Source organism: Archangium primigenium, assembly GCF_016904885.1.
Classification (GTDB): domain Bacteria; phylum Myxococcota; class Myxococcia; order Myxococcales; family Myxococcaceae; genus Cystobacter; species Cystobacter primigenius.
Genome location: NZ_JADWYI010000001.1, coordinates 9,249,564 through 9,275,877 on the forward strand (window position 1 = coordinate 9,249,564; position 26,314 = coordinate 9,275,877).

Here is a 26,314-nt window from a genome sequence, read left to right on the forward strand (position 1 = left end):
TTCCGCCTCCCGGGCGGCCGACCAGACAAGGCCTTTGTTTGGGCCCGGGCCCCGACTCGGGCTAGCCTCTGCGGCGCCATGTCGATGTACAACGAGTCGCTCCGCGCCTTCCTCAAGCCCGTCATCGCCTATCTCGACGACCCCACGGTCAGCGAGATCATGATCAACGGGCCCACCGACGTCTGGATTGAACGCAAGGGAAAGGTCTCCAAGACCGACTCCACGTTCACCGAGGAAGGACTCATTGGCGCCGCGCGCAACATGGCGCAATTCGTGGGCCGTCTGCTCAACGAGGAGCGCCCGCGCCTGGATGCGCGTCTGCCCGACGGCAGCCGTATCCACGTGGTGATTCCGCCCATCGCGCGCAAGGGCACCACCATCTCGATCCGCAAGTTCTTCAAGGACAAGCTGACGATCGACTCGCTCATCAAGTTCAAGTCCATGACGCCGCAGATGGCGCGGCTCATCGACGCGGGCATCCACACCAAGCTCAACATGCTGGTGTCCGGCGGTACGGGCTCGGGCAAGACGACGCTGCTCAACATCGTCTCCTCGCTCATCCCCGACGAGGAGCGCATCCTCACCATCGAGGACTCGGCCGAGCTGCAGCTCAACCAGTCGCACCTGGTGCCCTTCGAGAGCCGGCCGCCGGACAAGTTCGGCAAGGGCGGCGTGGACATGGGAGACCTGCTCAACTCGGCGCTGCGCTTGCGCCCGGACCGCATCGTGGTGGGCGAGGTGCGTGGCGGCGAGGCCTTCTACCTGGTGCAGGCGATGAACACGGGCCACGGCGGCTCGCTGGCCACCACGCACGCCAACACGCCCACGGACACGCTGCGCCGCATCGAGTCGCTCTGCCTCATGTCGGGCATCGACCTGCCCATGGTGGCCATCCGCGCCCAGGTGGCCAGCGCCATCAACTTCGTCATCTGCTGCGAGCGCTTGCACGACGGCAGCCGCAAGACGATCGCCCTGTCGGAGGTGCTGCCGCTCAGCGAGAAGGGCGAGTACCGCACCCAGGACATCTTCGTCTTCACGCCCGTCACCAAGGACGAGGAAGGCCACATCCTCGGCTACCACGCGCCCACGGGCATCATCCCCACCTTCATCGACAAGGCGCGCGCCTACGGCTTCGCCGACCTGGACGACTCCTTCTTCGACCCGGCCACCTACGGCGTGCCCCCGCCGCCCTCCTTCCGCCTGGGCGAGACGTACAACGTGCGCTGGGTGCCCTCGCTCAAGCACCGCGAGCGCGGCGAGCCCGACCCCTCCTCCTTCAAGAAGGACTGGCTGGCCTTCGAGGAGCGGCTCAAGGACGAGGCCCATGACGCCGCCAAGGGCGGCGACAAGCCCGCCCCCGCCGTGCAGGTGCAGGTGCCCGTCGCCCTGACGCCGCCGCCCACGCCCCCCACCCCCACGCCGCCCGCCACGCCCGCCGTCGCCGCGCCCGCCCGGACTCCGTTGAGGCCCAACCTCTCCACCCCGCCCCCGCGCCCGCCGCCGCCGGACATGCAGGACGCGCTGGGCGACGACGACAAGACGCCCCCGCCCACGCGCAACCCCTTCGACCCGCCCGAGAGCGACTCCAAGGTGCACGTGGCCGCGGAGCTGCTGGAGGACGAGCTGGTGGCCACGGGCCGCAACGTCGTGAGCCAGCCCCCACCCCGGACGGTGCGTCCGGCGGCTTCCACCCCGCGTCCCGGCCTGGGCGCCAGTGCCCGGCCCGGAAGCGTGCCCGTGCGCCGTCCCGCCACGCCCTCGCGCCCGCCGCCCCCCGTGCCGGACGACGACATGGATGGCGATGACGCGACGCACGACAACTCCGAGAAGACGGCCATCCGCGCTCCGCCCGAGAAGCCCCGCCGCTGAACCGCCCCGGAGCCCGGGACGTGTCGGGTAACGAGGTCGGGGACGGTCGTGTCCTTGCGGCAAGCGGCACATGCGGGGAAAGTGGAGCCACCGTGTTCCTTCCCCTGCTCGCCACCCTCGCCCTGCTCGGTCAAGCGCCCGTCCCCGCGGGCGCGCCCCTGACGGTGTTGATCGCCCCGCCCGAAGCCGCGGGCGTGCCCTCGCACATCGTCTCCTTCGCCCAGGAACACGTGGCCGAGCAGCTCAAGGCCGACGGCGTCCAGGTGATTCGCGCCTCGGAGCTGTCCCAGGGCCTGCCTCCCGCCCAGCGCAAGCAGGTGCTCGGGTGCAACCGCCTGGAGGCCTCCTGCCGCGTGCTGCTCGGCGAGGCCGCCGTGGCCGACGTGGTGATGATCGCCGAGCTGGTGCAGTTCCTCAGCGGCTACCGCGTGGGCCTCAAGGCCTACGGCACCCAGACCGGCGAGCTCATCGCCGAGCACTACGTGCCGGGCGTGAAGGAGGACCAGTTGCTCGACGCCTTCACCCAGGCGAGCGAGAAGGTGATGGGGCCGGTGCGCAAGGCGCTGCGTCCCGGGAGCCAGACGCCCGCACAGACGCCCAAGACGCCCGTGGCCCAGGCGCCCACGCTGACCCCGAACACGCCGGCCGCGCCGCTCGCGCCCCCGCCCGGAGTGGACACGGCGCGCCGCTCGGGGGGACCGGGCCTGGCGTGGCTGCCCGCCGCCGGGGGCGTGGTGCTCGCGGGCGTGGGCACGGTGTTCGTCCTCCAGGCCCGCCAGGACTACCGCGCGCTGACGACCGGGGACTACGAGGACCCCAAGGCCGCCCTGGCCGTGAAGGAGCGTGGCGAGCGCAAGCAGCTGCTGGGCGCGGCGTCCTTCGCCCTGGGCGCCGTGGGCGTGGTGACCACGGGCCTCATCTACGGCCTGTCCGGCAAGGGCGAGTCCAAGACCGAGGTCCACCCCGTGGCCAGCGTGAGCGGCTCGGGCGGCATGGTGGGCCTCGCCGGGACGTGGCACTGACCTGACCTGAAGTGGGGGACGACATGAAGGTGTGGAGGCGCAGCATCCGGGTGGGCCTGGGCATGGCGCTGTTCGCCCTCTCGGGGTGCGTGGAGCCGCCACCCCGCGAGGAGCCGCCGCGCGAGGAGCCGCCCGTGCAGGAGCCGCCCCAGACGCGCTGCCAGGAGACCGGCGAGTGCGAGGGCGAGTGCCAGCCCGGCGCGCCGGACGCCCCCGGGGACTTCCTGGACACGGACTGTGACGGGTTGGATGGCCAGGCGGCGCGGGGCGTCTTCGTGGATGGCGCCGCCGGCGTGGACGAGCCCTCCGCGGGCACGCGCGAGCGGCCCTACAAGACCCTGGGCTACACCCTGCGCACCGCGCCCGCGGGCACGCGCTACGTCTTCATCGCCCAGGGCGAGTACCTCGAGTCCTTCCGGTGGCTCAACCGGCCCGTGTCGCTGCAGGGCGGCTACACGGGCGTGGCGGGCGGCTGGACGCGCCGCAAGCAGGCCACCGTCACCTTGAAGAACAACGACACCAACGGCATCGGCGTGGCGGTGGAGGTGGAGGCGCGCGACACGAGCGTGGAGCTGGCCTGGCTGAACATCGAGTCCCGGCCGGCCACGGGCTACAGCGCGGGTGGGGCTTCCATCGGCCTGCGCGTCTGGAAGACCCCGCGCGTGATCCTCGACCACGTCCGGGTGCTCGCGACCCAGGGCCGGCCAGGCGACGCCGGTCGGGATGGAACGACGGGCGCGGTGGGCGGCCACGGCGACGGAGGCGGCATCGTCTTCACCCCCGGGGGAAAAGGCCCGGGCGATGGCGGCCGGTGGGGCGACTCCCAGTGCAACCCGGGCGGGACGGGGGGCCGGGGCGCCCGCACGGAGGCCTCCGGGAACGCGGGCGCGAAGGGCCAGCCCGGCAACAGCGGCGGCCAGGGCGGGCGGAGCTGTCTCGCCACCGCCGGTGACTGCCGGGGCGAGCCGGGCCAGCCGGGCACCTCCGGTGCGCCGGGCGCGTCCGGCGCGTGGGGCAAGGCCAGCGACTCCGTGGGCCACATCGGGCTCAACACCTGGGTGGCCAGCGAGGGCACCCCAGGGGCCTCCGGCGCCATGGGCCAGGGCGGCGGGGGCGGCGGCGGCGGGGGCAGTGGCGTGCTCAAGGACACCTACGCCGTGTACGGCGGCGGGGGCGGCGGCGGCGGCGGCGGGGGCTGCCCCGGCTCGGGGGGGAACTCCGGCCTGAGCGGAGGCGCGTCCATTGGCATCCTCGTCATCGACGGGAACGTGGAGCTGCACCAGAGCCAGGTGACCACCCTGGGGGGTGGCAAGGGCGGGCGGGGCGGCACGGGGGGGCGGGGCGGCGCGGCGGGCGAAGGCGGCAGCGGAGGGAGCGCGCCGAGCTACCAGCCCGAGGGCCGGGAGACCGTCGCGGGCGGCCGGGGCGGCGACGGCGGCCGGGGCGGCGACGGCGGCGAGGGCGGACACGGCGGCAATGGCGGCGGCGGGCCCAGCGTGGGCGTGTGGTGCGCCAACGGCTCGCTCCGCGTGGACAGCACGCGCTTCGCCACGGGCCCGGCGGGCGAGCCCGGTGAGGGCCCGGGGAACAAGGACGCCACCAGGCTCCAGGTGGACCAGTACGGCTGCGCGTCCGCGCCGTGAGCCTGACGCGGCGCACGAGCACTCCGAGAAGACATCCCTCCGCGCTGCGTCCGAGCGGCCCCGGCCCCGGCCCTCCGGGCCCCAAGGCGTGTCGGGTTGGCGGGGCGGGAGCCCGCCGTGTCCTTGCGGCGAGCGGCACATGCGGGGAAAGTGCGGCCACCGTGCCCCCTGCCCCGCTCGCCAGACGAACGAATACGGCCGCGCGCCGATGCGCGCTTCCTGCGCGGGGATGGCCGACGCAGCCGTGAGAGGACACATGCGAGAGATGAAGAAGCTGGCCCTGATGGGCGCGGGTTCCGCGCTGGTGACCTTCATCGGGTGTTACGACTTCGGCCAGGCGTATGAGGACTGCCTGGACAGCGGGCGTTGTCCCGTCGTCTGCGACACCTCGGCGGCGGACACGCCGGGGGACTTCCAGGACAACGACTGCGATGGCATCGACGGTGTCGCCGCCCAGGGCGTCTTCGTCGACAACGGCGACGCGTCCGCGGAGGACTCGGTCACCGCGGGGACGATCAATAAACCCTACAAGACCCTGAAATACGCCCTGGAGCACGCGACCTCGGACAAGCCCTATGTCTTCATCGCCCAGGGCGTCTACGCGGAGGACAACCTGCGCCTCACGCGGCCTCTGTCCTTGCAGGGCGGCTATACGGGCGTGGCGGGCGGCTGGAAGCGCCTCAAGACCGCCACCACCACCCTGCGCAAGGGCAGCATCGGGTTCACCGTGAGCGTCCGGGACAGCGGCACGGAGCAGGTGCCCACCCTGGAGTGGCTGAACATCGAATCGGAGCAGAGCGCGAGCACGGGCGCGCCCTCCATTGGCCTGCGCGTGCTGAGCACCCCGCGCGTGCGGCTGAACAACCTGCGCATCGTCGCGGCGGCGGGCACGGCGGGAACTCCGGGCAACCAGGGCGACAGCGGCGCGGCGGGTGGCGCTGGCGGCGCGGGTGACAGCGTCCGTGTCCCCGCGGGCACGCCCGCGAACAACGGCGGGAACCCGGGCGGCGCCACCTGCACTCCGGGCAACGCGGGCGGCCGGGGTGGCCAGGGCGCCATGAAGAACGACATCAATGGATTCGCGGGCGGGCAGGGCCAACCCACCGCCGCGGGCGGCACGGGCGGCAGGAGCGAAATCGTGGGCGCTCCGGGCGATCGCCGGGGCGAGGTGGGCATGCCGGGCGGCGACGGCCTGGAAGGCGCGGGAGGCCCGGGGGGCGAGGCCGGCAATGCCCTGGGCCGCATCCAGAACGACACCTGGGTCGCCCTGTCCGGCACCGATGGCCGCAACGGCGAGAGCGGCGGCGCGGGCGGCGGCGGCGGCGGCGGCGGCTCGTCCAACCTCTACGATACCTTCTACGTGTACGGCGCGGGCGGCGGCGGGGGCGGCGCGGGTGGCTGTCCGGGCCTGGCGGGCCGCGGCGGCCAGAGCGGCGGCGCGTCCATCGCCCTGCTGCTCATCGACTCCCAGCTCACGCTCGACGCCAGCCAGGTCTTCACCGAGGGCGGCGGCGCGGGCGGGCGTGGCGGCACGGGGGGCGAGGGCGGCGCGGGGGGCGAGGGCGGCGCGGGAGGCACCTCCACCAGCTACAAACCCGAGCCCCAGAGCACCGCGAGCGGCGGCGATGGCGGCAAGGGCGGCAAGGGCGGCAAGGGCGGCGATGGCGGACACGGGGGCAACGGCGCCTCGGGGCCCAGCGTGGGCGTGTGGTGTGCCAACAGTTCCGTCACCGCGACCGGCAGCCGCTTCACCCTCGGCTCCGCGGGCGCGGTCGGCGACGGTCCCGGCAAGGAAGACCCCACCCAGCTCAAGCAGGAAGAGTACGGCTGTACTCCTTCACTCTCACCGTGAGGTGATGGCCAGTCCACACCAGGGCAGGCCTCGGCTGCCCGGCCGCTTGTGAGAGCACTGGCCATCTCTGCTAATCTGGGGCCACTGCGCCGATGTCTGACCCTCGTACCTGCGAAACCTGTGGACTCGCCGTGCCCGTGGACACGGACATCTGTCCCCGCGACGGCACCGTCCTGCTCAACTTCACGGCCGAGCCTTCCGTGACCGCTCCCAGTGGCACCCCTCGCACCTCGCCCGGAAAAAACGTGCACGTCATGGAAGACCTCTCCACGCAGGATCCGCTCGTCGGCCTGAAGGTCGGAGAATACGAGCTGGGCCAGCGCATCGGCGTGGGCGGCATGGGTCTGGTCTATGACGGCATCCAGCCGCTCATCGGCAAGCGCGTGGCGGTCAAGGTGCTGCGCCCGGAGCTCGCCGCCGCCGAGGAGCAGGTGGCGCGGCTGCTCGCCGAGGCCCGCGCCGTCAACGCCATCCGCCACCGGGGCATCGTGGACATCTTCGGCTTCGGCCAGGTGCCCGACGGCCGCCAGTACATCATCATGGAGTTCCTCGAGGGCGTGGCGCTCGACGCGCACCTGGCCGAGCGCGGTCGGCTCGCCGTGCACGAGGTGCTCGACATCCTCGACGAGGTGCTCAGCGCCCTGGGCGCCGCGCACGGCGCGGGCGTGGTGCACCGCGACCTCAAGCCGAGCAACGTCTTCCTGGTGCGGCAGCCGGACGGCTCGCGCTACGTGAAGCTGTTGGACTTCGGCCTCGCCAAGATGGGCCTGCCCGCCGGGCGCACCGCGCAGACGCGCACGGACATGGTGGTGGGCACCCCCGAGTACATGGCGCCCGAGCAGGCCCGCGGCCAGCCCGTGGGCCCCATGACGGACCTGTACTCGCTGGGCGTGGTGGCCTTCGAGATGATCACCGGCCGGCTGCCCTTCACGGGCTCCTCGCCGGTGGATCTGCTGATGAAGCACGTGGACGCCAAGCCGCCCCGGCCGTCCGAGTTCCTGCCCGGCCTGCCCGCCGCGCTCGACGCCTTCATCCTGCAGATGCTCACCAAGGATCCCGAGGCGCGTCCCGGCGCGGCCGAGCAGCTGCGCCGCCAGTTGCACCGGCTGCGCGAGAGCCTCCTGGCCCAGGCCGAGCCGCCCGCGCCCGTGCCCGTCCGTCCGCAGACGCCCGAGCCGCCCCAGCTGCCGTCCATGACGGGGCTGGAGGCCCTGCCGGCGCTCGAGCCGCTCAACCCGGACTCCTTCCAGGGCAGCACCCCACCCGCGCCGAGCGTGCTCGACATCGAGGAGCCGCCCGAGCCGGTGGTGCCCGCCGACGAGCCCCCGCGCCGCAAGCTGTGGCCGCTGGGGCTGGGCGCGCTCGGGCTGCTGGCCCTGGGCGCCGCGGTGGCCGTGCTGGGCATGCCGACTCCGCCGCCCGCCGCGCCGGTGCAGCCGGTGGCGCCGCCCCCGGTGGCCGTGGCGCCGCCCGTCCAGGCGACGCCGCCCGCCAAGACCGAGCCCGAGCCCAAGCCCGCCCCCGTGGAGCCGGAGATCGAGCCGCTCGTCGCCACGCGGCCCGAGCCGACCCCCGCGCCGACGCCGACCGAGGAGCCCGCCGCCGCGCCCAAGCGTCCCGCGGCGCCCACCCCGTTCGTGCTCCAGGGCCGCATCCGCAAGCTGGATCGCGCCGTGCTCACGCGCATGGAGGCGGGCGAGAGCATCAGCCCCGCCTCGCGCACCACCCTGGAGGCCCTCCGGGGCCGGACCACGCCGACGGCCTCGGCCGACGAGCTGCGCCAGGTGAGCAAGGAGCTGGACGACTGGGAGCGGATGTTCCTGCGCCGCAAGTGAGCCGCGGCGCCCCCGCCTCTCGCGAGGAGGGGGCCTCGCACTGGCGGCTCAGTCCTTGTGGCAGCTGATGGGCTGGGCCATGGCGTTGCGCGCCCGCTCGTCCGTCACGAGCTTGTAGGCCGCCAGTTCGCCGAGCACCACGTCCCGGTTCTCCCGGATGCGCGCCTCGTTCCGGCACTCCAGGGCGTCGTCGTAGAACTCGTAGGGCGGCAGGGTGAGCGCCATCTCGGCCAGCTCCGGCAACTGCAGCGTGTCCAGCTCGCGCCCGAAGACCTTGAACGCCGCGTCCTCCACGCCGACGATGCCGCGCTCGAAGTAGAGCGTGGCCATGTTGTAGGCCAGGAGCTGATCCTTCTGCAGGAAGCCGTGCAGCCGGTGCGCCGCCACCGCCAGCGGCACCTGCCCCTCGATGCCCAGCATCCCCGCCAGCTGCGTGGCGAGCCACCGCTCACACCGGCCATCCCCCCCGGGCTCCGTGCCGAACCACAGGCGCGACATCAGGCGCCAGGCCCACCGGGGCCCGTCCTCGCGCGGCGTCTGGAAGTAGGTGGGACAGCCGAGCTGGGAGATGTAGAGCGCCACCAAGTCCTTGGGCAGCCGCCCGAAGTCCGGCTTGGCGAAGCGGATGTCGCGCGAGCGATCGAAGGTGCCCGCGCGCAGGCTCATGCGCTCGCCCTCGATGGTGTGGCGCAGCTGCTTCTCCAGGTCGAACTCCGACTCGAGCTGGGGCAGCTTGCTGGCCGCGTGGAAATAGGCGGCCGGCAGCACCACGCCCGCCAGTCCGATGAGGAACAACACAAACCAGAATACGGTCTTCACGCCCCCAGCTTATCAAGGCGCGACGCCGGGACGGGTCCAGGTTAGATCCTCCAGACCATGACCGACTGGCACCCCACCACCGTCGCGGATGTGTTCCCCGCCGCCGAGGAGCTCATCGAGCTCGTCCTGGAGATTGGCGGCACCCCCCTGGTGGGGCAGCACCAGACGCCGGGGCAGTATGTGCGCCTGTGCCTGCCGGAGCTGGGGGAGGGCATCTTCGCCATCGCCTCCGCCCCCGGGCCCGCCGGCCACCGCTGGGAGTTCCTGCTCAAGGGGGGCAGCGCGCTGGCGGACCGGCTCATGACGCTGACCCCGGGGGAGCGGGTGATGAGCTCGCGCCCCGAGGGCCGGGGCTTCCCGCTCGCCCAGGCGCGCGGCCACGGGGTGCTGCTGTTCGCCACGGGCTCGGGCATCTCCCCCATCCGCTCCGTCATCGAGAGCATCCGCCAGGAGCGCGGCGCCTACGGGCCGGTGACGCTCTTCTTCGGGGCGCGCACGCCGCGGGCCTTCGCCTACGAGCGCGAGCTGCGCCACTGGGAAGAGGCCGGCATCCGCGTGGTGCGCACGGTGAGCCAGCCGGGGGCGAGTGACTGGCAGGGGCTCACCGGCTACGTGCAGGCCCACCTGGGCGAGCTGCCCGTGGAGGGCCACCAGGCCTTCCTCTGTGGCCAGTCCGCCATGGTGCGCGGGGTCATCGACGCCCTGCTCGCGCGGGGACTCGCGCGCGAGCACATCCACCTCAACTACTGACGCGGCTGGACACGCGGCGCCGCGTAGCCCACGGAGAAGAGCACCGCGGAGGGCTCGCTCTCCTGGTTGCCCACGGCCTTCTGCGGCGTCCACGCGGCCACGCCCACCCGCTGTCCGTCCGGCGAGAAGCGCACCCGGCGCACCGACCAGCCGAACTCGCGCTCCGCCACGGCGGCGGCCTGGCCCTCGCGCCAGAGCACCAGCCGCTTGTCCCAGCCCCCACTGACGAGCGCGTGCCCGTCCGGGGAGATGCCCGCGGTGGCCACCACGCCCCGGTGGCCCGTCCACTGCTGGAGTACCCGGCCCGAGCCCGCGTCCACCAGCGCCGCGGCGTTGCCCGCGGCCTCCGGCTCGACGACGCCCTTGCGCTCGCGCTCGTAGACGGCGCGGGTGCGCTCGGCGGTCGCCTGGGAGAAGGCCACGCCCAGCCGCTGGCCGGCGGCGTCCACGGTGACGTCGTTGACGTGCGCGGGGAAGGCGAAGTCGGCGCGCGGCGCGAGCACCCAGGTCCGGGACGCCTCGCCAGCGGACCCGGCCGCGGGCGCCTTGAGCGCGAGCACGGCCTCCGTGGTGGCCTCGTCGAAGGCCACCTCCACGCGCGCGGTGAACGGCGCGCCCAGCACCCCGGACACGCCCGGCGGCAGGCACGCGTCGCACACCGCCACGTCCACGCCCTCGAGCGTGAGGCCCTTGAAGCGCAGCGTCTGGTTCCGGGCGAGCCGTGCCAGCGTGGCGCCAAGCGCCGTGGGCAGCGACAGCGTCTCCTTCAGGAAGGGCGTGTCGATGCCGGCCGCCGTCGCCGCCTGGGTGCCGATGACGATCGCGGGCGAGCGCGCGTCCAGGGCGAGCGTCAGGGGCGCCCGGCCATTGAGCAGCCCCGTCACCACCGCCTGTCCCGAGACGCGGGAGAAGCGCACCCGGGCCTCGGTGGGCCGCGACGTCTCCTCGCGCGGCTCGAACACGCGCACGTGCCTGTCCCAGCTGCCCGAGTACAGCGTGCCGTCCGGCGCGAAGGCGAGCGCGCTCACCCGCTCGCGGTGGGGCCGCGACTCGGAGTCGAAGCCCAGGTCCTCCACGCGCAGCACCGTGACGAGCCCCGCGGCCCCGCCCACCACGAGCATCCGGCCCGAGGGGTGGAAGGCCACCGCCGTGAGCGGCTCCTCGGTGCGCACGCTCGCCCGGGGCGCGCCGGTGGCGGCGTCGAAGAGGCGCACCGTGCCATCCCACCCGGCGCTCGCCAGGAGCGCGCCGTCGGGCGAGAAGGCCAGGGCCTCCACGTCGAACTCGGACACGTTGAGCGGCTGCGTCGTCACGTGCTGGGGCGGAGACCCCACGCGCCAGAGCGCCAGCGCGTAGTCGCGCCCGTCCAGTTGCGTGTACGCCACGCGCGAGGCGTCCGGCGCGAAGGCGAGCGTCCACACGAAGAAGCGGCGCTCGAGCACGTCCCCTTCCTGGAACCCCACCACGTCCCCGGCGAGGTAGCCGCCCGGCGCGGCGGCGAGGCGCTCGCGCACGTCCGGGGCGAGCGCGCCCGCCCCATGGCCACAAGCCGCCAGGGCCAGCGCGCCCGCGACCCAGCCCGCCCGAGCCCACCGCGCCCGAGCCCAGCCGGCCCGAGCCCAAACGGCCCGAGGACTCACAGGGCCTCCAGGGCCGCCGTCTCCTCCGGAGACACCTCGGTGACGCCCTTGTTGCTCACGGACAGCAGGAACAGGGGCTTGCGCGCCTCGCGCTTGTCGTCGAAGGACGTCTTGCCCGTGGCGCCGTCGAAGTCCTTGAGCGTGGCCAGCGCCTCGCGGAAGGCCGCGCGGCTGGTGGGCGCCTGCTTGGACTCGAGCAGCTGGCGCACCATGCGCGCCGAGTCGTACCCGTAGGCCTCCAGGAGGCTCGGGTCCCCCGAGTACGCCTGGCGGTAGGCCTGCACGAAGCGGCGCGTGGCCGGGCGCTGCGAGTCCACGAAGAAGCCGTCCACGTACACCGAGCAGGTGACGAACTTGCCGCCGCGCTCGACGAGCTCCGGCAGGCCACTGGCGCCCTTGCCGCTGCTCCACGCGTTGGTGCCCAGGAGCATCACCGTCTTGAGCGTCTTCTTGCCCGTCGTCTTGCGGATGCGCTCCAGGTCGCGCGCGTCACACGCGTTGGTGACGATGTCCTCCACGGCGAGCGCCGGCGCCACCAGGCTCACCCGCCGCCACTCGTCCGGGATGAAGATGGCCTCGAAGTCGATGACGGGCTCCACCGCGCCGCGCATCTTCTCCATGGCCTTGCGCTTGCGGAACGCGTCCTGGCCCGTCGTCTGCTCCTGCACCTCGCGCACGCCCTGGATGTAGTCGCCGCGATCCTCCAGGTAGTAGCGGCCCACGAGCTTCTTGGCCTCGGAGGTGAAGGTCGTCTGGTCGTGCGCGTACGTCTCGGCGCCACGCACCTGGCCGCCGTTGGCGTTCACCTGGTCCCAGAAGTCGTTGGCCAGCTCCACGCCGTAGGGCAGGTTCGGGTAGAGCATGGCGAAGCTCTTGAAGCCCTTCTGCTTCATCGCGTAGTCGGCGATGGCGCGCGCCTGCGCCGAGTTGGTCAGCATGTTGCGGAAGACATACGGACCGATGTCGGTGATGTCCTCCTGGCGCGTGAGCGTGAGCAGGGGCAGTTGCAGCTCCTCGGCCACCAGCGCCGCGCGCCGGGCGTCGTCCGCCACGATGGGGCCGAGCACCGCGATGGCGCCACTGTCGAACGCCAGCTGCTCCATGCCCTGCCCCGTGAGGTTCACGTCCCCCTGGGTGTCCTTGACGACGAGCTCCACGTCGCTGCCGGACAGGGCCAGCTTGATGCCGCGCATCACCGCCTCGCCCACGGCCTTGTACTTGCCCGTCATCGGCAGGAGCACCCCCACCGTGCGCGGCTGCACCTCCACGCGCCGCGTGGCGCGCGCGAGCAGGTCGCGGGCCTGGGACGCATAGGGGCTCGAGGGCGCCTCGGCGAGGAAGCGGTTGAGCGTCTCCTCCAGCCGGTTCCACTCGCGCAGGTGGTAGTAGATGCGCGCCAGCTTGAAGGTGAGCACCGGCCAGGCGGGGTTGGACGAGGACAGGCCCTCGGCCACCCGGGCCACGTCCACGAAGCCCGCGCGGCCCTCCACCAGTTGCTGCACCCGCGCCACCGCGGCCTGCTGCTCCTCGGGGGTGCGCGCCTGACCGGCCGCGTCCACCGCCATCTGCAGCGACGGGCCGAACAGCCCCGCCTTCTCCGCGGCCCGGGCCGCGTCCTCCATCAACTGGGCGCGCTCGGCGCCCTCGGCGCGCTCGGCGAGGCTGGAGAGCGTCTGGTAGGCGTCGCGGTAGGCCCCCACCTCCAGGGCGGCGCGGCCCAGCCGGCGCTTGGCGTCCACCGCCTGGGGGTGGAGCGGGTTCTCGAAGAGCAGCTCGTTGAAGGACTTGCGCGCGTTGACGTAGTCGCGCGAGTCGTAGAAGACCACGCCCGCGCGGTAGAGGGCGTCCTGGCCCGCGGTCGTCTCGGGGTAGGCCTTGCGCACGGCGAGGTAGCTCTCGGCGGCCTGCTGGGGCGAGGCCGTCTGGGCCTGCTGCACGGCCCGGGCGAGCGCCGCGTCGGCGGTGTCGTCCTGGCGCGCCTTGACGGGCGAGCGCGAGGAGCCTCCCGAGGTCTCGGCGCCGGAGCCCGAGCTCGCGGGGGTCTTGCAGGCGGTCATCAACAGCGTCAGCGCGAGCAACAGGGCGCGGCACGGAGAGAGGCGGACGTCCATGGTGGAGGCGTGCATAGCAGTGGGGCGTGGGCCGCGTCGACAACCGAGCGGGGGGAAGATTCCCCAGGGAAGGGCCGGGTTCTGCATCCGACGTGCCGAGCGGGTCTCCCTCGGGCGGAGCGCGGGAGCGCGGCTTCGGGCCCACGGGCCGTGGCCCTCGGGACTCGCCTGACGGGAGGGCGAGGAGGGAGGCGGCGCTCGGTTGCCGCGCCGGGCCCCCCGACCCAACCTCCCAGACAGGAAGTTTCCAACGAATCAGGAGGACGTCATGGCCCACACCACCAAGCCCCGCGCGGAGTACGGCGGCACGAGCGAGCAGCGGCAGCGTGAACTCGGGGGCGACAATTTCGAGGAGCGCGAGCCCCAGACGCCCGAGGAGATCGCGGCGGCCCGCGGCTCCCCGGAGGAGGACGGCCACCAGGTGGAGCACCTGGAGCTGCTGCCCCACGCGCGCCGCGAGCCCTCGGAGGACTAGCTCACCCCCCGGGCCGCGGGGGCCACCTCCGGCGGGGACACGGGCACGGGCGTGGAGCGGCGCGGCTGCATGGCCCGCCGCAGCTTGGCCACGAGCACGTCCGGGTTGACCGGATAGGTGAGCACGTCGTCCGCGCCCGCGTCGAGTCCGGCCTCCACCCATCGGGGATCCTCGGGCGGCGCGAGCACGAAGATGGGCAGCGAGGCCATCTGCTCCGTGGAGCGCAGGGAGCGGGTGAGCCCCGCGCCGTCACCGTCCGGCAGGCACGCGGCCACCACCAGCGCCTGACTGCCCTCGGCCAGGAGCACCCGCGCCCGGGCCACCGAGTCGGCCAGCACCACCCGCACCCCATCCGCGAGGAAGCGCGCCTGGAGCGCCGAGGCCCGCGCGACGTTGGGCTCGGCGAGCACCACGGTGTGCCAGGCCTTGTCCCCGAGCACCAGCTCCGTCACCTCCGCGGCGAGCGCCTCCAGCGCCGGCGCGGGCAGCCGCCCCGAGGCGCGCAGCGCGGTGAGCGCCTGGGACGCGGCCGAGGCCACGAGCGTGGCCGTCTTCATCGCCTCGAGCAGCGACACGGCCGCCGCCAGCGCCAGCACGGCCTTGGGCGCGCTCGCCGCGAGGGGGGGCGCGTCCCGGGTGCAGGCGCCGATGAGGCCCGCCAGCTCCCCCGAATCCCGCCCGAGGATGGCCCGCACCGACTCGCACGAGGGCCGGGTGAAGGCGTCGCCCGGCGCGCTCGACTCCTGGAAGGCCGCGAGCGCCAGGGCATAGGCCACCGCCGAGGCGCGCTCGGCCTCCGCCCGCCCCGCCCCGAGCCGCTGGGCCACGCGCCGGGCCAGCTTGGCGAGCGCCGGGCCCTGCACGCCCACGCCCCCGAGCGTGGCCAGCGCCGCGTCCACCACCCGCGCGTGCCAGCGCGCCGCGAGGCCCAAGGGCCCCGCCTCGCCGCCCAGCGCCTCGGCGAGCGAGGGCAGCACGCGCACCTCCATGGAGGGCGCCGCCGCCATCAGCCGCGCCACCACCGCGGGCGCGTCCTTCACGGTGTCGGCCGCCACCAGGGCCACCTCGGTGCCGCCCAGGGCCACGGCCTTGTCCACGTCCGCCGCGCCCGTGCCCGAGGCCGCCACGCCCTGACGGGTGAGCAGCCGCACCGCCAGGTCACGCAGCTCCGCGTCCTCGGACACCACCAGCATGGTGCGCGCGAGCGACACCGGGGCCTTCACCGCGGGCGCGGCCACGGTCGGCACCGGCGCGGGGGTGGGCACGGGCGGCACGGGCGGGGGCAGCGCCGCCAGGGCCGCGGCGGACACGGGCGCCGCCACGGAGATGTCCATGAAGGCCGACTCGTCCAACAGCCGCTCGCGGGTGCGCGTGAGCTTGTCCGCGAAGGGCGTCACGCCCGGCTGGGACTCCGAGCCCACCGACATCATCCGCGACCACTCCTCGTGCGGCTCGGACGCCTCGCCCCGGTAGAAGCGGCCGATGGCCCGGCGCAGCCCGCCCTCCGTGGCGTAGATGCCCCGCACGGTGCAGCCGGTGATGAACTTGAGCTCGTCCAGGCGCGCCAGGTCGCGCGGCTCGCGCATGGCGCACACCAGCTCCTTGGCCTGCTGGGTGACGGGCACCGCCTCCAGCCGCTCCGCCTTCTCCAGGGGCAGCAGGGACAGGAGCGCGCGCGGCACCGGCATGGTGCGCAACACCCGGTCCGAGATGAACGGGATGCCGCCCTGCTCGCTCAAGGCGCGCATGACGTCCTCCTGGGACAGGAGCCCCTCGGCCACGAGCAGCTCGCCGATGCGGCCTCCGGTGCGCCGCTGCCGCTCCAGGGCGCCCTTGAGCTGGGGCTCGGACAGCTTGCCCACCACGAGCAGCATCTCGCCCAGCTTGCGGCGCGTGGGCCGCATCACCCGCGTGGGCACCGCGAGCACGCCCGTGCCCGCGCCCAGCGGCATGCGGCCGGTGCCCCCCGCCAGGGGCATGGCCCCGGTGCGTCCGCCCACCGGCGGAGGCGACACGGCGGCGGGCGGCGGCGCGGACCGCAGGGACGGCTCCACCGCCGGGCGCAGGGGCGCGGGCGTGCCCGGGCGGGGGCCGCCGAGGAAGGGCGGGCGCGAGCGCACCGAGGTGAGCGGCGGCGGGCGCTGCAGCCCCGCGTCCGAGCCCAGGCGGATCTCCTCGCCGCGCGTCTCGTTGCTGCCCTCCAGGGGCGAGCGGCGGTTGGGAAAGCAGCGCTGGAAGAGCGCCGCCACGTCCTGGGGACCCACGCGCAGGCGGTTGTCGAAGAGGAAGTTCTGCAGCGCGTCCGAGATGTCGCGCGCCCGGTGGTAGCGCGCGGTGGGGTCCGGCGCGAGCGCCCGGGTGACGATGCCCCAGAGCGCCGCGGGCACGCCCGGCACCGGCGCCAGGCTCTTCACGTCGAACTGGGCGATGGCGCGCAGGGTCTGGAAGTAGTCCGCGCCGTGGAAGAGCTGCCGGCCCGCGAGCAGCTCGTAGAGCATCAACCCGATGAGGAAGAGGTCCGCGCGCTGGTCCACCTCCGCGCCCTTGACCTGCTCGGGCGCGAGGTAGCCCGCCTTGCCCTTGACCACGCCCACCTGGGTGCCGCTCTGGGCGTTGGCCGCCTTGGCGATGCCGAAGTCGGCGAGCTTCACCTCGCCGCTGCTGGCCACCATCACGTTGGACGGGTTGACGTCCCGGTGGATGATGTTGAGCGGGCGGCCCGCCGCGTCCACGCGGCCGTGCGCGTACGCCAGGCCCTCGGTGACCTGCTGGACCATGAAGCACACCTCGCGCAGGCCCAACGGCACGCCGTGCGCCGCCCCTCCGCGCTGGAGCGCCCGGAGGTTCTCGCCCTCCACGAACTCCATCACCATGTAGTACTGGCCCTCGAGCGCGCCCAGGTCGAACACCTGCACCACGTTGGCGTGCTGCAGGCAGACCGTGAGCTTCGCCTCGCGCAGGAAGAGCTCCACGAACTCCTGGTCCTGCGCCATGGAGGGCAGGATGCGCTTGACGGCCACGGGCTTCTCGAAGCCCTCGGCCCCCATCACCTTGGCGAGGAACACTTCGGCCATGCCGCCCGCGGCCAGCTTCCGGATGAGTCGATACGTGGCCATGCCGACACCTCCCCTCTCCCCGAGGTTGCATGCTCGGTATGGCCATGCACGGAGGCGTTGGTGAGTGCCCTTGGCCGTGGGACGCCATGAACGTCCACCCCCGGGCACTCCTTTTCGCGGGTGGCTTGCCCCGCCGTTCACCCATGGCCAGCGACCCATCCCCCCGGGACGGTGGGACAGGGCCCGGCAAGGGGCGCGCGGGGCCGACATGTCGGCCCGCGCGCGGGCGGACTCAGCCGAACAGCTCGCGCACCTTCTCGAAGAAGTTCTTCGACTGCGGGTGGGCTTCCGCCCCGCTCGACTCGGCGAACTTCTCGAGCAGCTCGCGCTGCTTGCCGGTGAGGTTGGTGGGCGTCTCGACGATGACGCGCACGTGCTGATCTCCCCGCTGGCCGCTGTGCAGGTGGGGCACGCCCTTGCCCTTGAGGCGGAACACCTTGCCGGACTGGGCGCCCTCGGGGATGGTCATCTTCACCTTGCCGTCCAGCGTGGGCACGTCGATCTTCGCGCCGAGCGCCGCCTGGGTGAAGGAGATGGGCACCTCGCAGAAGACGTCGTAGTCCTCGCGCTGGAAGAGCGGGTGCTCGCGCACGATGACCGTCACGTACAGGTCGCCCGCGGGCCCGCCCCGGTCTCCCGGCTCGCCCAGGCCCGTGAGCCGCACCCGCGTGCCGTTGTCCACGCCCGGCGGGATGTTGACCTCGATGACCTCTTCGCTGGGCACCTTGCCCGAGCCCTTGCACTTGCCGCAGGCGTCCGGCACCACCGCGCCCGTGCCCCCACACTCGGTGCACGGCCGGGACACGGCGAAGAAGCCCTGGGTGAAGCGCACCTCGCCCGCGCCGCCGCACGTGCCGCACGTCTTGGGCGGCGCGCCGCTCTTGCTGCCCGAGCCCGAGCACGTGTCGCACTTCTTGGGCCGCGGAATCGGCACCTTGGGCCGGCAGCCGAACGCCGCCTCCTCGAAGGAGATCTCCAGGTTGAAGCGCAGGTCCGCGCCGCGGTTGCTCACCCGGCCCCGGCCGCCCCGGCCCCCGAAGATGTCGCCGAAGATTTCCCCGAAGATGTCGTTGATGTTGACGCCCTGGAAGCCCCCGCCGAACGGGTCTCCTCCGGCCGCGCCACCCACGCCCGCGTGACCGAACCGGTCATAGCGGCCTCGCCGCTCGGGATCGCTCAGGACCTCGTAGGCTTCCGAGGCCTCCTTGAACTTCTCCTCGGCCTCGTGGTTCCCGGGGTTTCGGTCCGGGTGGTACTGCAGAGCCACCTTGCGAAAGGCGCTCTTCAGGTCCTGCGCGGAGACGTTCTTCTGAACTCCCAGGACCTCATAATAATCACGTTTCTGCCCCGACACCGCTGGCATCGCTATCAAACCCCTGGATTTATTGGACTTTCTCCGCGCGCGGAGGCTTCGTGGCCACTATAACGCACGTGGAGGTCCCAGCAATCCGCGCCCGCCCCGGTCCAGGGGGCGGGCGCCTCGGGTCGACGGCGGCCCGGGGCGGGCCGACTAGACCGTCCAGACGCGGTTGGCGACGAGCTCCATGCGGGCGAGCCGACGCTTGAGCACGGGATCGATGGCGCCCCGGGTGGCGGACCACTTGGGAACCACGAAGTGCAGCTCGGCGTTGTAGAGCTTGGCGGCGCTCGACAACAGGCTCCAGCGGTTCTCCGCCGCGGGGTCCTCCACCATGCTGGGGGTGACGATCTCCAGGATGATGGGCGTGCGCGCCGAGTCGGACTGGCGGCAGGTGAAGTCCGGCCGGTGATCCTCGATGGTCCCGGACAGGACGGGTGGCGGCATGAAGCCCGGCAGACGCGCCTTGAGGTCCGTGTAACCCACGGTGCGGAAGAACTCCGCCATCAGCCACAGCAGGCGGCGGCGTTCCTCATCCTCGACCACGGGCTCACAGCCCGGGCTGCTGAGCATCGCTTCTTTTTCGGTGTTGTTCGTGTCCATGGCTGACCGAAAGCTGTCCGCAGTTGGCTGTAGGAGCAATGAAGGCACCTACATGGTGCACCTGCCTGCTCGCCGCCCTGCCGACGGAGCACGGTCCTTTGCCTGGAAGGGCGCGCGATGACATGGTGCGCCCCCTCGCGTGGCCCCTCGTCCTTCACCTGACATCTACCGCCGCCTGCTCGGGTATGTGCGGCCCTATCGCCGCCTGCTCCTCGCGGGGCTGGGGGCGTCGCTGGTGGCCGCGGTCGCCACGTCCGCCTACGCCTGGCTGGTGGGGCCGCTGTTGCGCGCGGTGCTCACGGGGGGCGCGGTGGAGCTCGCCGGCCTGTCCCTGCCCGGGGAGCGGCTGCTGGGCGTGTTGCCGCTGATGGTGGTGGGCGTGGCGGTGGTGAAGGCGGGCGCGAGCTACCTGCAGGGCGGCTGGATGCAGCGGCTCGGCCAGCGGGTGATGGCGGACCTGCGGGCGGACCTGTACACGCGGCTGCTCGCCTGGCCGCCCGCGGCGCTCGAGCGGCGCCACTCGGGCGAGGTCTTCACCCACTTCGCCTCGGACGTCCCGCTCGTGGAGTTCTCGGTGACGCAGGCGCTCTCGTCCTACGTGAAGGACGGGATGCAGCTGCTCGCGCTGCTCGTCACCTGCCTCGTCATCGACGCGAAGCTCTTCCTGCTCACCTTCGTGGTGGTGCCGCTCACGGTGCTGCCGGTGCGCGCGTTCGCGCGCTCGCTCAAGAAGGTGGCCCACCGCTCGCAGTCGAGCCTCGGCGCGCTCACCACCCTCACCGCCGAGCAGCTCCAGGCGCTGCCCGTGGTGCGCGCCTACGGGGCCGAGGGCCGGGCGCTCGCGCGCTTCCAGGAGGAGTCCACGCGCTACCTCGGGGAGATGCGCCGCTCGCTCTTCCTGCGCGGCGCGTACAGCCCCACGGTGGAGGTGATGGGCGTCGGGGGCGTGGCGATCGCGGTGGCCTGGGGCGCGCGCGCCATCTCGGGGGACCCGGCGCTGGCCGGCCGGCTCCTGTCCTTCATCGCCGCCACGCTGCTGCTCTACCAGCCGGTGAAGTCGCTGAGCGGCACCTTCTCCCAGGTGCTCACGGGCTTGGTGGGCGCCGAGCGCCTCTTCGCGCTCGCGGACACGCCGGTGCCCGCGGACGAGGGCGCCGACGCCCCGCCGCTCACCCAGGCCCTGGTGCTCTCGGGGCTGTGCGCCACCTACCCGGATGGCCGCCAGGCGCTCCAGGGCGTGGACCTGACGGTGCCCGCGGGGGCGCGCGTGGCGCTGGTGGGCGCCTCGGGGGCGGGCAAGACGACGCTCTTCTCGGTGCTCCTGGGCTTCGTGCCCCCGAGCGGCGGCACGGTGACGTGGGACGGCGTGCCCCTGGGCGCGCTCAAGCCCTCCCGGGTGCGCGAGCGCCTGGCGTGGGTGCCCCAGGAGCCGGTGCTCTTCTCCGGCAGCGTGCGGCACAACGTGCGGCTCGGCGGCCCCCAGGCCTCGGACGCCGAGGTATGGGAGGCGCTGCGCCTGGCGCACGCGGAGGACTTCGTGCGGGCCCTGCCCGGCGGGCTCGACGAGCCCGTGGGCGAGCGGGGCGCGCGGCTGTCGGGAGGCCAGCGCCAGCGCCTGGCCCTGGCGCGCGCCTTCCTGCGCCAGCCCTCGCTGCTGCTCCTGGACGAGCCGACGAGCGCCCTGGACGCCCAGAGCGAGGCGGCGGTGGGCGCGGGGCTCGCCTCGCTCATGAAGGGGCGCACGGTGCTCGTCATCGCCCACCGTCTGTCCACGGTGCGCGACGCGGACCTCATCGTCGTGCTGGAGGCCGGCCGGGTGGTGGAGGCGGGCACCCACACCCAACTGGCCGCCCGCGGGGGCGCCTACGCGCGGCTGCTCGGCCAGGGCGCTGTCGCCGCCTAGACAGACCCACCGCCCCTCCGTGTGACACCCCACGCACGGAGCGTTGACATGTGTTCAGGGATTTCAGACTCTGGGGCAAATTCCCGTTTTCCCCGAAGTCGCATTATACTCCTGACACCATGCTGGTCCCATTCAGGCTGAATTCCCTTCCCGGGCTGCTCGTGGCCGCGCTTCCGCCGATGGCGGTCGCGGGTTTTGGACTCGCCCTGCTGTCGCTGGTGGGCGGAGGCGCCCAGGTGTGGCGCATGGCGGGCGCCTCGGGCGCCTACAGCCTGTTGATGGTGACGGGCGTGGTGGGCGTGACGTGTGTGCTCTCGGCGCTCCTGGGCATGGGCCCGGCGGGCAAGCACGCCCCGCTGGTGGTGCTGGTGGGCCTGGCCACGCTGCCGTGGATGCTGGGCATCGCCGGCTCGCAGGAGTCCATGGAGCGCGTGCTCGCGACGCTGCCCGAGGGCCACCACGGCGAGGCGCTGGCCCAGTGGGTGTCGGGCACCGGCGAGGCCATGGTGACGCGGCTGGTGGGCGCGTGGATGAGCGCGGCGCTGCTCGGCGCGGTGGCGCTGGGGCTCGTGCTGCAGCACAAGCGCGCGGCCCACGGGGGCGAGCCCTCGGGCCGGCTGCTGGGCGCGGCCCTGGGGCTGGCCCTGGGCGGCATGGCGCTGGTGGTGGCGCTCGAGGCGCACCAGCTCTTCGCCCTGTTCACCTCGCTCGGCGAGCGGGCCCCCGAGACGCGCGCCCTGCTCATCACCGCGAGCACCGGCACGCTCGCGCGGCTGCAGGCGTGCCGCATGGCGCTCATGGGGCTCATGGCCATCCTCTCGCTCGCGCTCGTGTGCTGGCAGTTCTTCCTGCACCCGGACGCCGTGGGGCAGTGGGCCGGCAGCCTGATGCTCGGGGCCATCGTCGCCCTGGTGGTCATCCTCGATGGGCGACCCCTGCGGCTGGCGGCCGAGGAGGCCTCCCGGGCGCAAGCGCCGGGCACGCCCCTGTCCTCGCTCATCCGCGGCGTGCTGGCGGACGCCCTGGAGGCCGTTCCGCCCACGGGCCACCTGCCCGCGCCCACGCTGACCCCCAAGCCCTGAGCGGGCCGGGGCGGGGACGGGAAGTGGAGGCCGGGGCCGGAAGACGGCCCGGGCCTAGAGCAGCCAGAGCATCAAGCCCACGCCCACGATGAGCCCCACGCCGAGCACGAGCAGCATGGTGAGGCCCTCGTGCTTGGGGGTGGCCAGGGGCGTCCCTCCGGACGGCACCCGGGACACGCCCGGAGCGGGCGGCTCCTGGACGACGGGCGCGGCGACGGCCACGGGCGCCGGGCCCCCCGCCATCACGAGCCCCTGCCGCGCGAGCGCGAGCACGCGCTGCATGTGGAGGATGTAGCGATCCTCGCCCTGGTAGTCCTCCAGGGCGACCGCGGCGCGCAACAGCCGCGCGGGCACGGGCTCCAGGTCCGGGTGCACGACGCTGGTCTCGGCGCGCGAGGCGCCCTCCTGCTCCACGCGGCCGGTGCGCAGCCCCACGCCGCTCGTCCACACGCAGTGCTCGCCGAGCAGCGTGAGCTCCTGGCGCTGCACCCGGCCGTCGGAGTCCACGAAGGACAGCAGCTCGGCGCCCTGGGGAGACAGGTGCCACACGGAGCGCTGCCCATCATCCCCGGGGGGCCCCTCCACGGGGCGGGCCTGGGACAGCGCCTGGATGGCGCTCTTGACTCTCTCGGGCGACGGTTCGGTCATGGGCGAGGGCGGAGCCTAGGGTCCCCCGAGCGGAAACGGAAGGCGCACGTTGGGGAAAGCCGGGGGAAAGCCCGGGGGAAAGGCCCGGAGGAGGACAGGCGACCCGTGCCTCCGGGCCGTCCGGGCGCTACGTTGAGCGCCATGAGCCGTTCCCGTACCCCCAAGATGGAATTCGTCCACCAGTTCGAGGGCGCGCCGGTGCTCGACGAGCTGCTCGCGCTCGCGGGCACCTCGCACGACAGCTTCACGGTGCTCGCCCACATGCGCCAGGCCCACGCCGAGGGCCGCTCGTCCCAGGACGTGATTCCCCACCTGTTCGAGCGCGAGCCGCGCTTCGGCTCGCCGGACCTCGCCCGGCGCTTCTTCCAGAACCTCCTGGGCCTCTGGGACCTGGTCGTGGAGGGCAAGGCCATCCGCCTGGAGGACGGCCCGCGCCCGCCCCGCCCCAAGAAGGAGAAGGTGGACCCCCCGCGGCCCTTCGCCCCCGGCGAGCCGGACACCGCCTTCGTGGAGGCCGCCTGGCGCTACCTGGAGGACGACGACAAGGGCCGCGCGCGCCAGCACGATGTGTTCGAGAACCGTCAGGACGCGCTCCTGGGGGAGCTTGACGCGGCGGGTCTCACGGACGAAGGATATGCTGTCGCCCGCCACCTGCTGTTCGAGCTGCACGCGATGCTGGAGCTCGGTTGGCCGCAAGGCGTGGCGAGTGTGGCGCCCGAAGCACTCGGGAGCCCGGGCATGGAGGCTTCGCCGGTGCCCATGGCCCTCGCCGCATACGCGGACGAGGCCCTGTTCGAGGCGGAGCAGGACGAGGAGCACCCCTTGGCACCCGAGGAGCTGACGCGTGTCCGTTCCCTGGTGAAGCGCGGCCTGGCGGCGCTATGGGGAGCCCGCAAGGGGAAGTGACGCGATGGCACGTGACGACGACGATCGGGGCGGCGGGGGTTTTTCCGGCAAGCGGACCAAGACGTGGCGGGAGCTGGACGCCTCGCGCGGCAAGGGCCGGGGCCACACCTCGCGGCAGGATGACCCGGCCCAGCAGCGCATCGAGCGCAGCGCCTCCTACGAGAAGTACAAGGCGGCGGCGGACGCGCTCTTCACGGGCGGGGAGCTGCCCGAGGGCCTCGCCAAGACGTTCGATCCGGAAGGCAAGCGCAAGGCCCAGAAGCAGGCCATGCAGAAGCTGATGGAGTCGGCCGAGGACCCGCGCGCCTGGGCCCAGGGCGTGCTGGACTACCTGGAGAAGTACCCCGAGCTGCCCGAGGACCCCTACTTCCTCGACAGCCTGCTGGGCCATCCGCGCGAGCGCATCTCCGACAAGGCGCTCGGCAAGCTGGAGGCCATGGAGGCCGAGGGCAAGCTGGTGAAGACCAAGCTGCCCAAGAGCCTGGACCAGCGGCTCAAGGGCATCGAGATGACCCACTCGGACTCCGAGACCCAGGAGCGCGCCAAGGCGCTGCGCGCGAAGCTCCGGGCCTGAATTCAGTAAGGGGCGTGGTTCGCACTCTCTACCTCGACCCTCCTAGAATGGGTCGACCATGAGCGAGCCCGCCTTGAAGTACCCGCGTGAAGCATTGCGAGAATGGTTACAAGGGCGTGAGGGACGCCCTCCTTTAACGGAGGACGAACTCGGCCTCCTTGAAACCCTCGTTGACACCTTGTTCTTCGCCAGTTTGGCCAAAGAGGAAGGTCGGCCTGCGCTCGCGCGCATCGTCTATCACCATGATGGAACTCAAGGGCTGAAAGAAACGCGGGAGCACACGGACTACGATAGTTCGCAAGGTCCGGCACTCGCCTGGAATGTCACCCCATTCCGTCCCATCCTGCTCACGGCCAAGTCCCTGGCGAAGCTCACGCCTGCCGCCGATATGGAGCGAACAGCGCTCATCGTGGGCCCACGTGATGACGGGCGGCTCTACATCCTGGGATTGGCGAGACGAAACAAAGCCACTGATGGCGGAATGGTTACTGTGCTCTCCGCACCAGAACCCGGTTCCGTCGTTTTGTACCAAGCGGGGGAAGAGCTTTTCCGTTACGAGCGAGGTCAACGGCTCTCTCCAGAACAGAAGTTTCCTTTATGGGGCCTCCTCCATAATGAAGGGATTGTCCGGCAGACGATTGAATCGATCTGCCAGAATCTCGTTCAGACCTTGGCAGAGGCTTCTTTCTTCCGATGGCCAAACTCTGGTGTTTGGCCTGTCGCTTCTCTGCTTTTCGACCTCATCAACACCATGGCTTCAAAACGCCACGGGGGGCTCATCACCCTCCTCCCAGCAGAGCACGAGGAGAATCCTTTCTACGCCATCTCCCACCATCACTCGCGATTCGGCGAACTCCTACTGCAGTCCACGCAGACACAAACGAATGCGTACCGTCTAGCCTTCGCACGACGTGCAGACGACCATTCGCAGTCCGAAGAAGAAAGGGGCTTTCATGAAGAGGTTCGAACGACCAAGGAGTCATTGAACTCGCTCATCGAGAACGTTGGCCAATTGACGGCCCTGGACAATGCACTGCTCCTGGGTCCCGACCTCAAAGTCATCGGAGCGGGTTTCTCGGTGCCAACTCCCAAGTTGGCCACACCCACGGTACATCTCGCACAGGATCTCCAAGGAACGCCGGGCCCTGTCTACGACATCAATCAGCATGGTTCCCGTCATCGAGCCGCCACGTGGTTCGCCTTCGAGAATCCCGGGGGAGTGGCTTTCCTGGTCTCGCATGACGGACCGCTTCGCTGTCTGATTCGACCCTCCGCGAAAGAGACGACCGTCCTTCTCTGGAACCTCCGGCTTCACGAAATCTGAACCGAAGATGAGCCACAATGCCCTCTGATCTTGGCTCCGCAGCCTCACGAAGAGCGAGTTCTTGATCCTCCATCCATTAAGACCAGCTCACGTCCTGTTGGGCACGCCGAGGGAACCAGCAGAAACCCTTTTGAAGGGCGAGGCATGTCCGTCACCAAGATCTTCTACAAGGATCAGGAACTCGCGAACGAGCGGTTGGAACTGACGGACAAGAACGCGATCTACTTCCTGGGTCCCAACCTGGTCCTGCGCGATTGCACCCTCCACTTGAAGGTGGCCGCGAGGAACCTGCTCATGCGCGAAGTGCGCTTCCACGGCTGCACCTTTGAGGTGACTCAGGAGCTGAAGAACCATCAGGACTGGCTCGGGGCCAGCCTCGAGGGGTGCCGATTCAAGGGACGCTTGCGCGGCTGCGACTTCGGACACTGGCCCGAGTACGGAAACGAGCCCGAGTACCAGTGCGGTGCCATCTCGGACTGCGACTTCACCGAGGCGCAGCTCCACGCCTGCCGCTTCATCGCGTGCGACCCCCACACCTTGAAGCTGCCTCGCTGGCCCTGCTTCTCCATCTTGGATCCGCTCCACCGGGCACCCGAGCTGTCCAGCGCGGCATGGCCTGACTTGTTTACCCGAGTCATCATCCAGCAGCTTCACACCCATCCGCCTCGCACCCGCGCCCTCACGCTCCACGCCCCCACGGTCGCCCGACAACTGGAGACCACGCCCGAGGCGCTCAGGCCCCTCATCGAGACGTTCGACCGCATGGTGTACTGAGGCGCCCGCTC

20 protein-coding genes are annotated in these 26,314 nt (G+C 72.2%); 13 read left to right on the plus strand and 7 right to left on the minus strand.

Features of this window, described 5'->3' with window-relative positions; translation table 11 throughout:
• The first annotated feature begins 78 nt into the window (after window positions 1–78).
• The 5 genes from I3V78_RS37885 (at window position 79) to I3V78_RS37905 (ending at window position 8,221) form a co-directional block, all read left to right on the plus strand.
• The gene (locus tag I3V78_RS37885; RefSeq protein ID WP_204495869.1) at window positions 79–1,869 is read left to right on the plus strand and encodes a TadA family conjugal transfer-associated ATPase; all 1,791 of its coding nucleotides are present in this window, start codon (window positions 79–81) and stop codon (window positions 1,867–1,869) included.
• Window positions 1,870–1,961: 92 nt separating this feature from the next.
• A complete protein-coding gene (locus I3V78_RS37890) occupies window positions 1,962–2,891 on the plus strand; it encodes a hypothetical protein (protein ID WP_204495871.1) in 930 nt (309 codons plus the stop codon).
• A gap of 23 nt (window positions 2,892–2,914) precedes the next feature.
• Complete coding sequence (locus I3V78_RS40045) at window positions 2,915–4,534, plus strand: hypothetical protein (protein WP_275583521.1); 1,620 nt, start codon at window positions 2,915–2,917, stop codon at window positions 4,532–4,534.
• 256 nt (window positions 4,535–4,790) lie between these two features.
• Complete coding sequence (locus tag I3V78_RS40050; protein WP_204495873.1) at window positions 4,791–6,386, plus strand: PE-PGRS family protein; 1,596 nt, start codon at window positions 4,791–4,793, stop codon at window positions 6,384–6,386.
• A gap of 92 nt (window positions 6,387–6,478) precedes the next feature.
• Window positions 6,479–8,221 carry a serine/threonine-protein kinase gene (locus tag I3V78_RS37905; protein ID WP_204495883.1) on the plus strand — a complete coding sequence of 581 codons (1,743 nt, stop codon included), beginning with the start codon at window positions 6,479–6,481 and terminating at the stop codon, window positions 8,219–8,221.
• Window positions 8,222–8,269: 48 nt separating this feature from the next.
• On the opposite strand, the gene I3V78_RS37910 is transcribed toward I3V78_RS37905, so the two are convergent.
• Window positions 8,270–9,040 (minus strand): transglycosylase domain-containing protein, encoded by a 771-nt coding sequence (locus I3V78_RS37910; protein WP_204495891.1) that lies wholly within the window; start codon window positions 9,038–9,040, stop codon window positions 8,270–8,272.
• Window positions 9,041–9,097: 57 nt separating this feature from the next.
• Here I3V78_RS37910 and I3V78_RS37915 point away from each other — a divergent pair, with 57 nt between their 5' ends.
• Window positions 9,098–9,790 carry a ferredoxin reductase domain-containing protein gene (locus tag I3V78_RS37915; RefSeq protein WP_204495894.1) on the plus strand — a complete coding sequence of 231 codons (693 nt, stop codon included), beginning with the start codon at window positions 9,098–9,100 and terminating at the stop codon, window positions 9,788–9,790.
• On the opposite strand, the gene I3V78_RS37920 is transcribed toward I3V78_RS37915, so the two are convergent.
• Both I3V78_RS37920 and I3V78_RS37925 read right to left on the minus strand, forming a co-directional pair.
• A complete protein-coding gene (locus tag I3V78_RS37920) occupies window positions 9,784–11,430 on the minus strand; it encodes a WD40 domain-containing protein (protein ID WP_204495899.1) in 1,647 nt (548 codons plus the stop codon). The two genes, I3V78_RS37915 and I3V78_RS37920, sit on opposite strands and share 7 nt — an antisense overlap.
• Entirely contained in the window at window positions 11,427–13,541 is a 2,115-nt protein-coding gene (locus I3V78_RS37925) for a penicillin-binding protein activator (protein ID WP_204495902.1), read from the minus strand. Before I3V78_RS37925 ends, I3V78_RS37920 begins: the two co-directional genes overlap by 4 nt.
• Window positions 13,542–13,809: 268 nt before the next feature.
• Here I3V78_RS37925 and I3V78_RS37930 point away from each other — a divergent pair, with 268 nt between their 5' ends.
• Window positions 13,810–14,016 carry a hypothetical protein gene (locus I3V78_RS37930; protein WP_204495904.1) on the plus strand — a complete coding sequence of 69 codons (207 nt, stop codon included), beginning with the start codon at window positions 13,810–13,812 and terminating at the stop codon, window positions 14,014–14,016.
• On the opposite strand, the gene I3V78_RS37935 is transcribed toward I3V78_RS37930, so the two are convergent.
• From I3V78_RS37935 to I3V78_RS37945, 3 genes are all read right to left on the minus strand, one after another.
• A complete protein-coding gene (locus tag I3V78_RS37935; RefSeq protein WP_204495912.1) occupies window positions 14,013–17,132 on the minus strand; it encodes a protein kinase domain-containing protein in 3,120 nt (1,039 codons plus the stop codon). The genes I3V78_RS37930 and I3V78_RS37935 overlap by 4 nt on opposite strands.
• Window positions 17,133–17,364: 232 nt before the next feature.
• Window positions 17,365–18,495, minus strand: a complete 1,131-nt coding sequence (dnaJ, locus tag I3V78_RS37940) for a molecular chaperone DnaJ (RefSeq protein ID WP_204495915.1) — start codon at window positions 18,493–18,495, stop codon at window positions 17,365–17,367.
• Between the two features lie 147 nt (window positions 18,496–18,642).
• Window positions 18,643–19,092 (minus strand): hypothetical protein, encoded by a 450-nt coding sequence (locus I3V78_RS37945; RefSeq protein ID WP_204495918.1) that lies wholly within the window; start codon window positions 19,090–19,092, stop codon window positions 18,643–18,645.
• Between the two features lie 139 nt (window positions 19,093–19,231).
• On the opposite strand from I3V78_RS37945, the gene I3V78_RS37950 reads away from it, so the two are divergent.
• Complete coding sequence (locus I3V78_RS37950) at window positions 19,232–20,995, plus strand: ABC transporter transmembrane domain-containing protein (protein WP_204495919.1); 1,764 nt, start codon at window positions 19,232–19,234, stop codon at window positions 20,993–20,995.
• Between the two features lie 119 nt (window positions 20,996–21,114).
• Entirely contained in the window at window positions 21,115–22,077 is a 963-nt protein-coding gene (locus I3V78_RS37955) for a hypothetical protein (RefSeq protein ID WP_204495921.1), read from the plus strand.
• 54 nt (window positions 22,078–22,131) lie between these two features.
• Here I3V78_RS37955 and I3V78_RS37960 read toward each other — a convergent pair whose 3' ends face one another.
• Complete coding sequence (locus tag I3V78_RS37960; protein ID WP_204495922.1) at window positions 22,132–22,725, minus strand: hypothetical protein; 594 nt, start codon at window positions 22,723–22,725, stop codon at window positions 22,132–22,134.
• 141 nt (window positions 22,726–22,866) lie between these two features.
• On the opposite strand from I3V78_RS37960, the gene I3V78_RS37965 reads away from it, so the two are divergent.
• The 4 genes from I3V78_RS37965 (at window position 22,867) to I3V78_RS37980 (ending at window position 26,303) form a co-directional block, all read left to right on the plus strand.
• Window positions 22,867–23,631, plus strand: coding sequence for a hypothetical protein (locus I3V78_RS37965; protein WP_204495924.1), 765 nt, complete (start codon window positions 22,867–22,869; stop codon window positions 23,629–23,631).
• 4 nt (window positions 23,632–23,635) lie between these two features.
• On the plus strand, window positions 23,636–24,205 hold the full coding sequence (locus tag I3V78_RS37970; protein WP_204495926.1) for a hypothetical protein: 570 nt from the start codon (window positions 23,636–23,638) through the stop codon (window positions 24,203–24,205).
• Between the two features lie 58 nt (window positions 24,206–24,263).
• On the plus strand, window positions 24,264–25,529 hold the full coding sequence (locus I3V78_RS37975; protein WP_204495928.1) for a putative sensor domain DACNV-containing protein: 1,266 nt from the start codon (window positions 24,264–24,266) through the stop codon (window positions 25,527–25,529).
• Between the two features lie 144 nt (window positions 25,530–25,673).
• Window positions 25,674–26,303, plus strand: coding sequence for a hypothetical protein (locus tag I3V78_RS37980; protein WP_204495929.1), 630 nt, complete (start codon window positions 25,674–25,676; stop codon window positions 26,301–26,303).
• Window positions 26,304–26,314 lie beyond the last annotated feature (11 nt).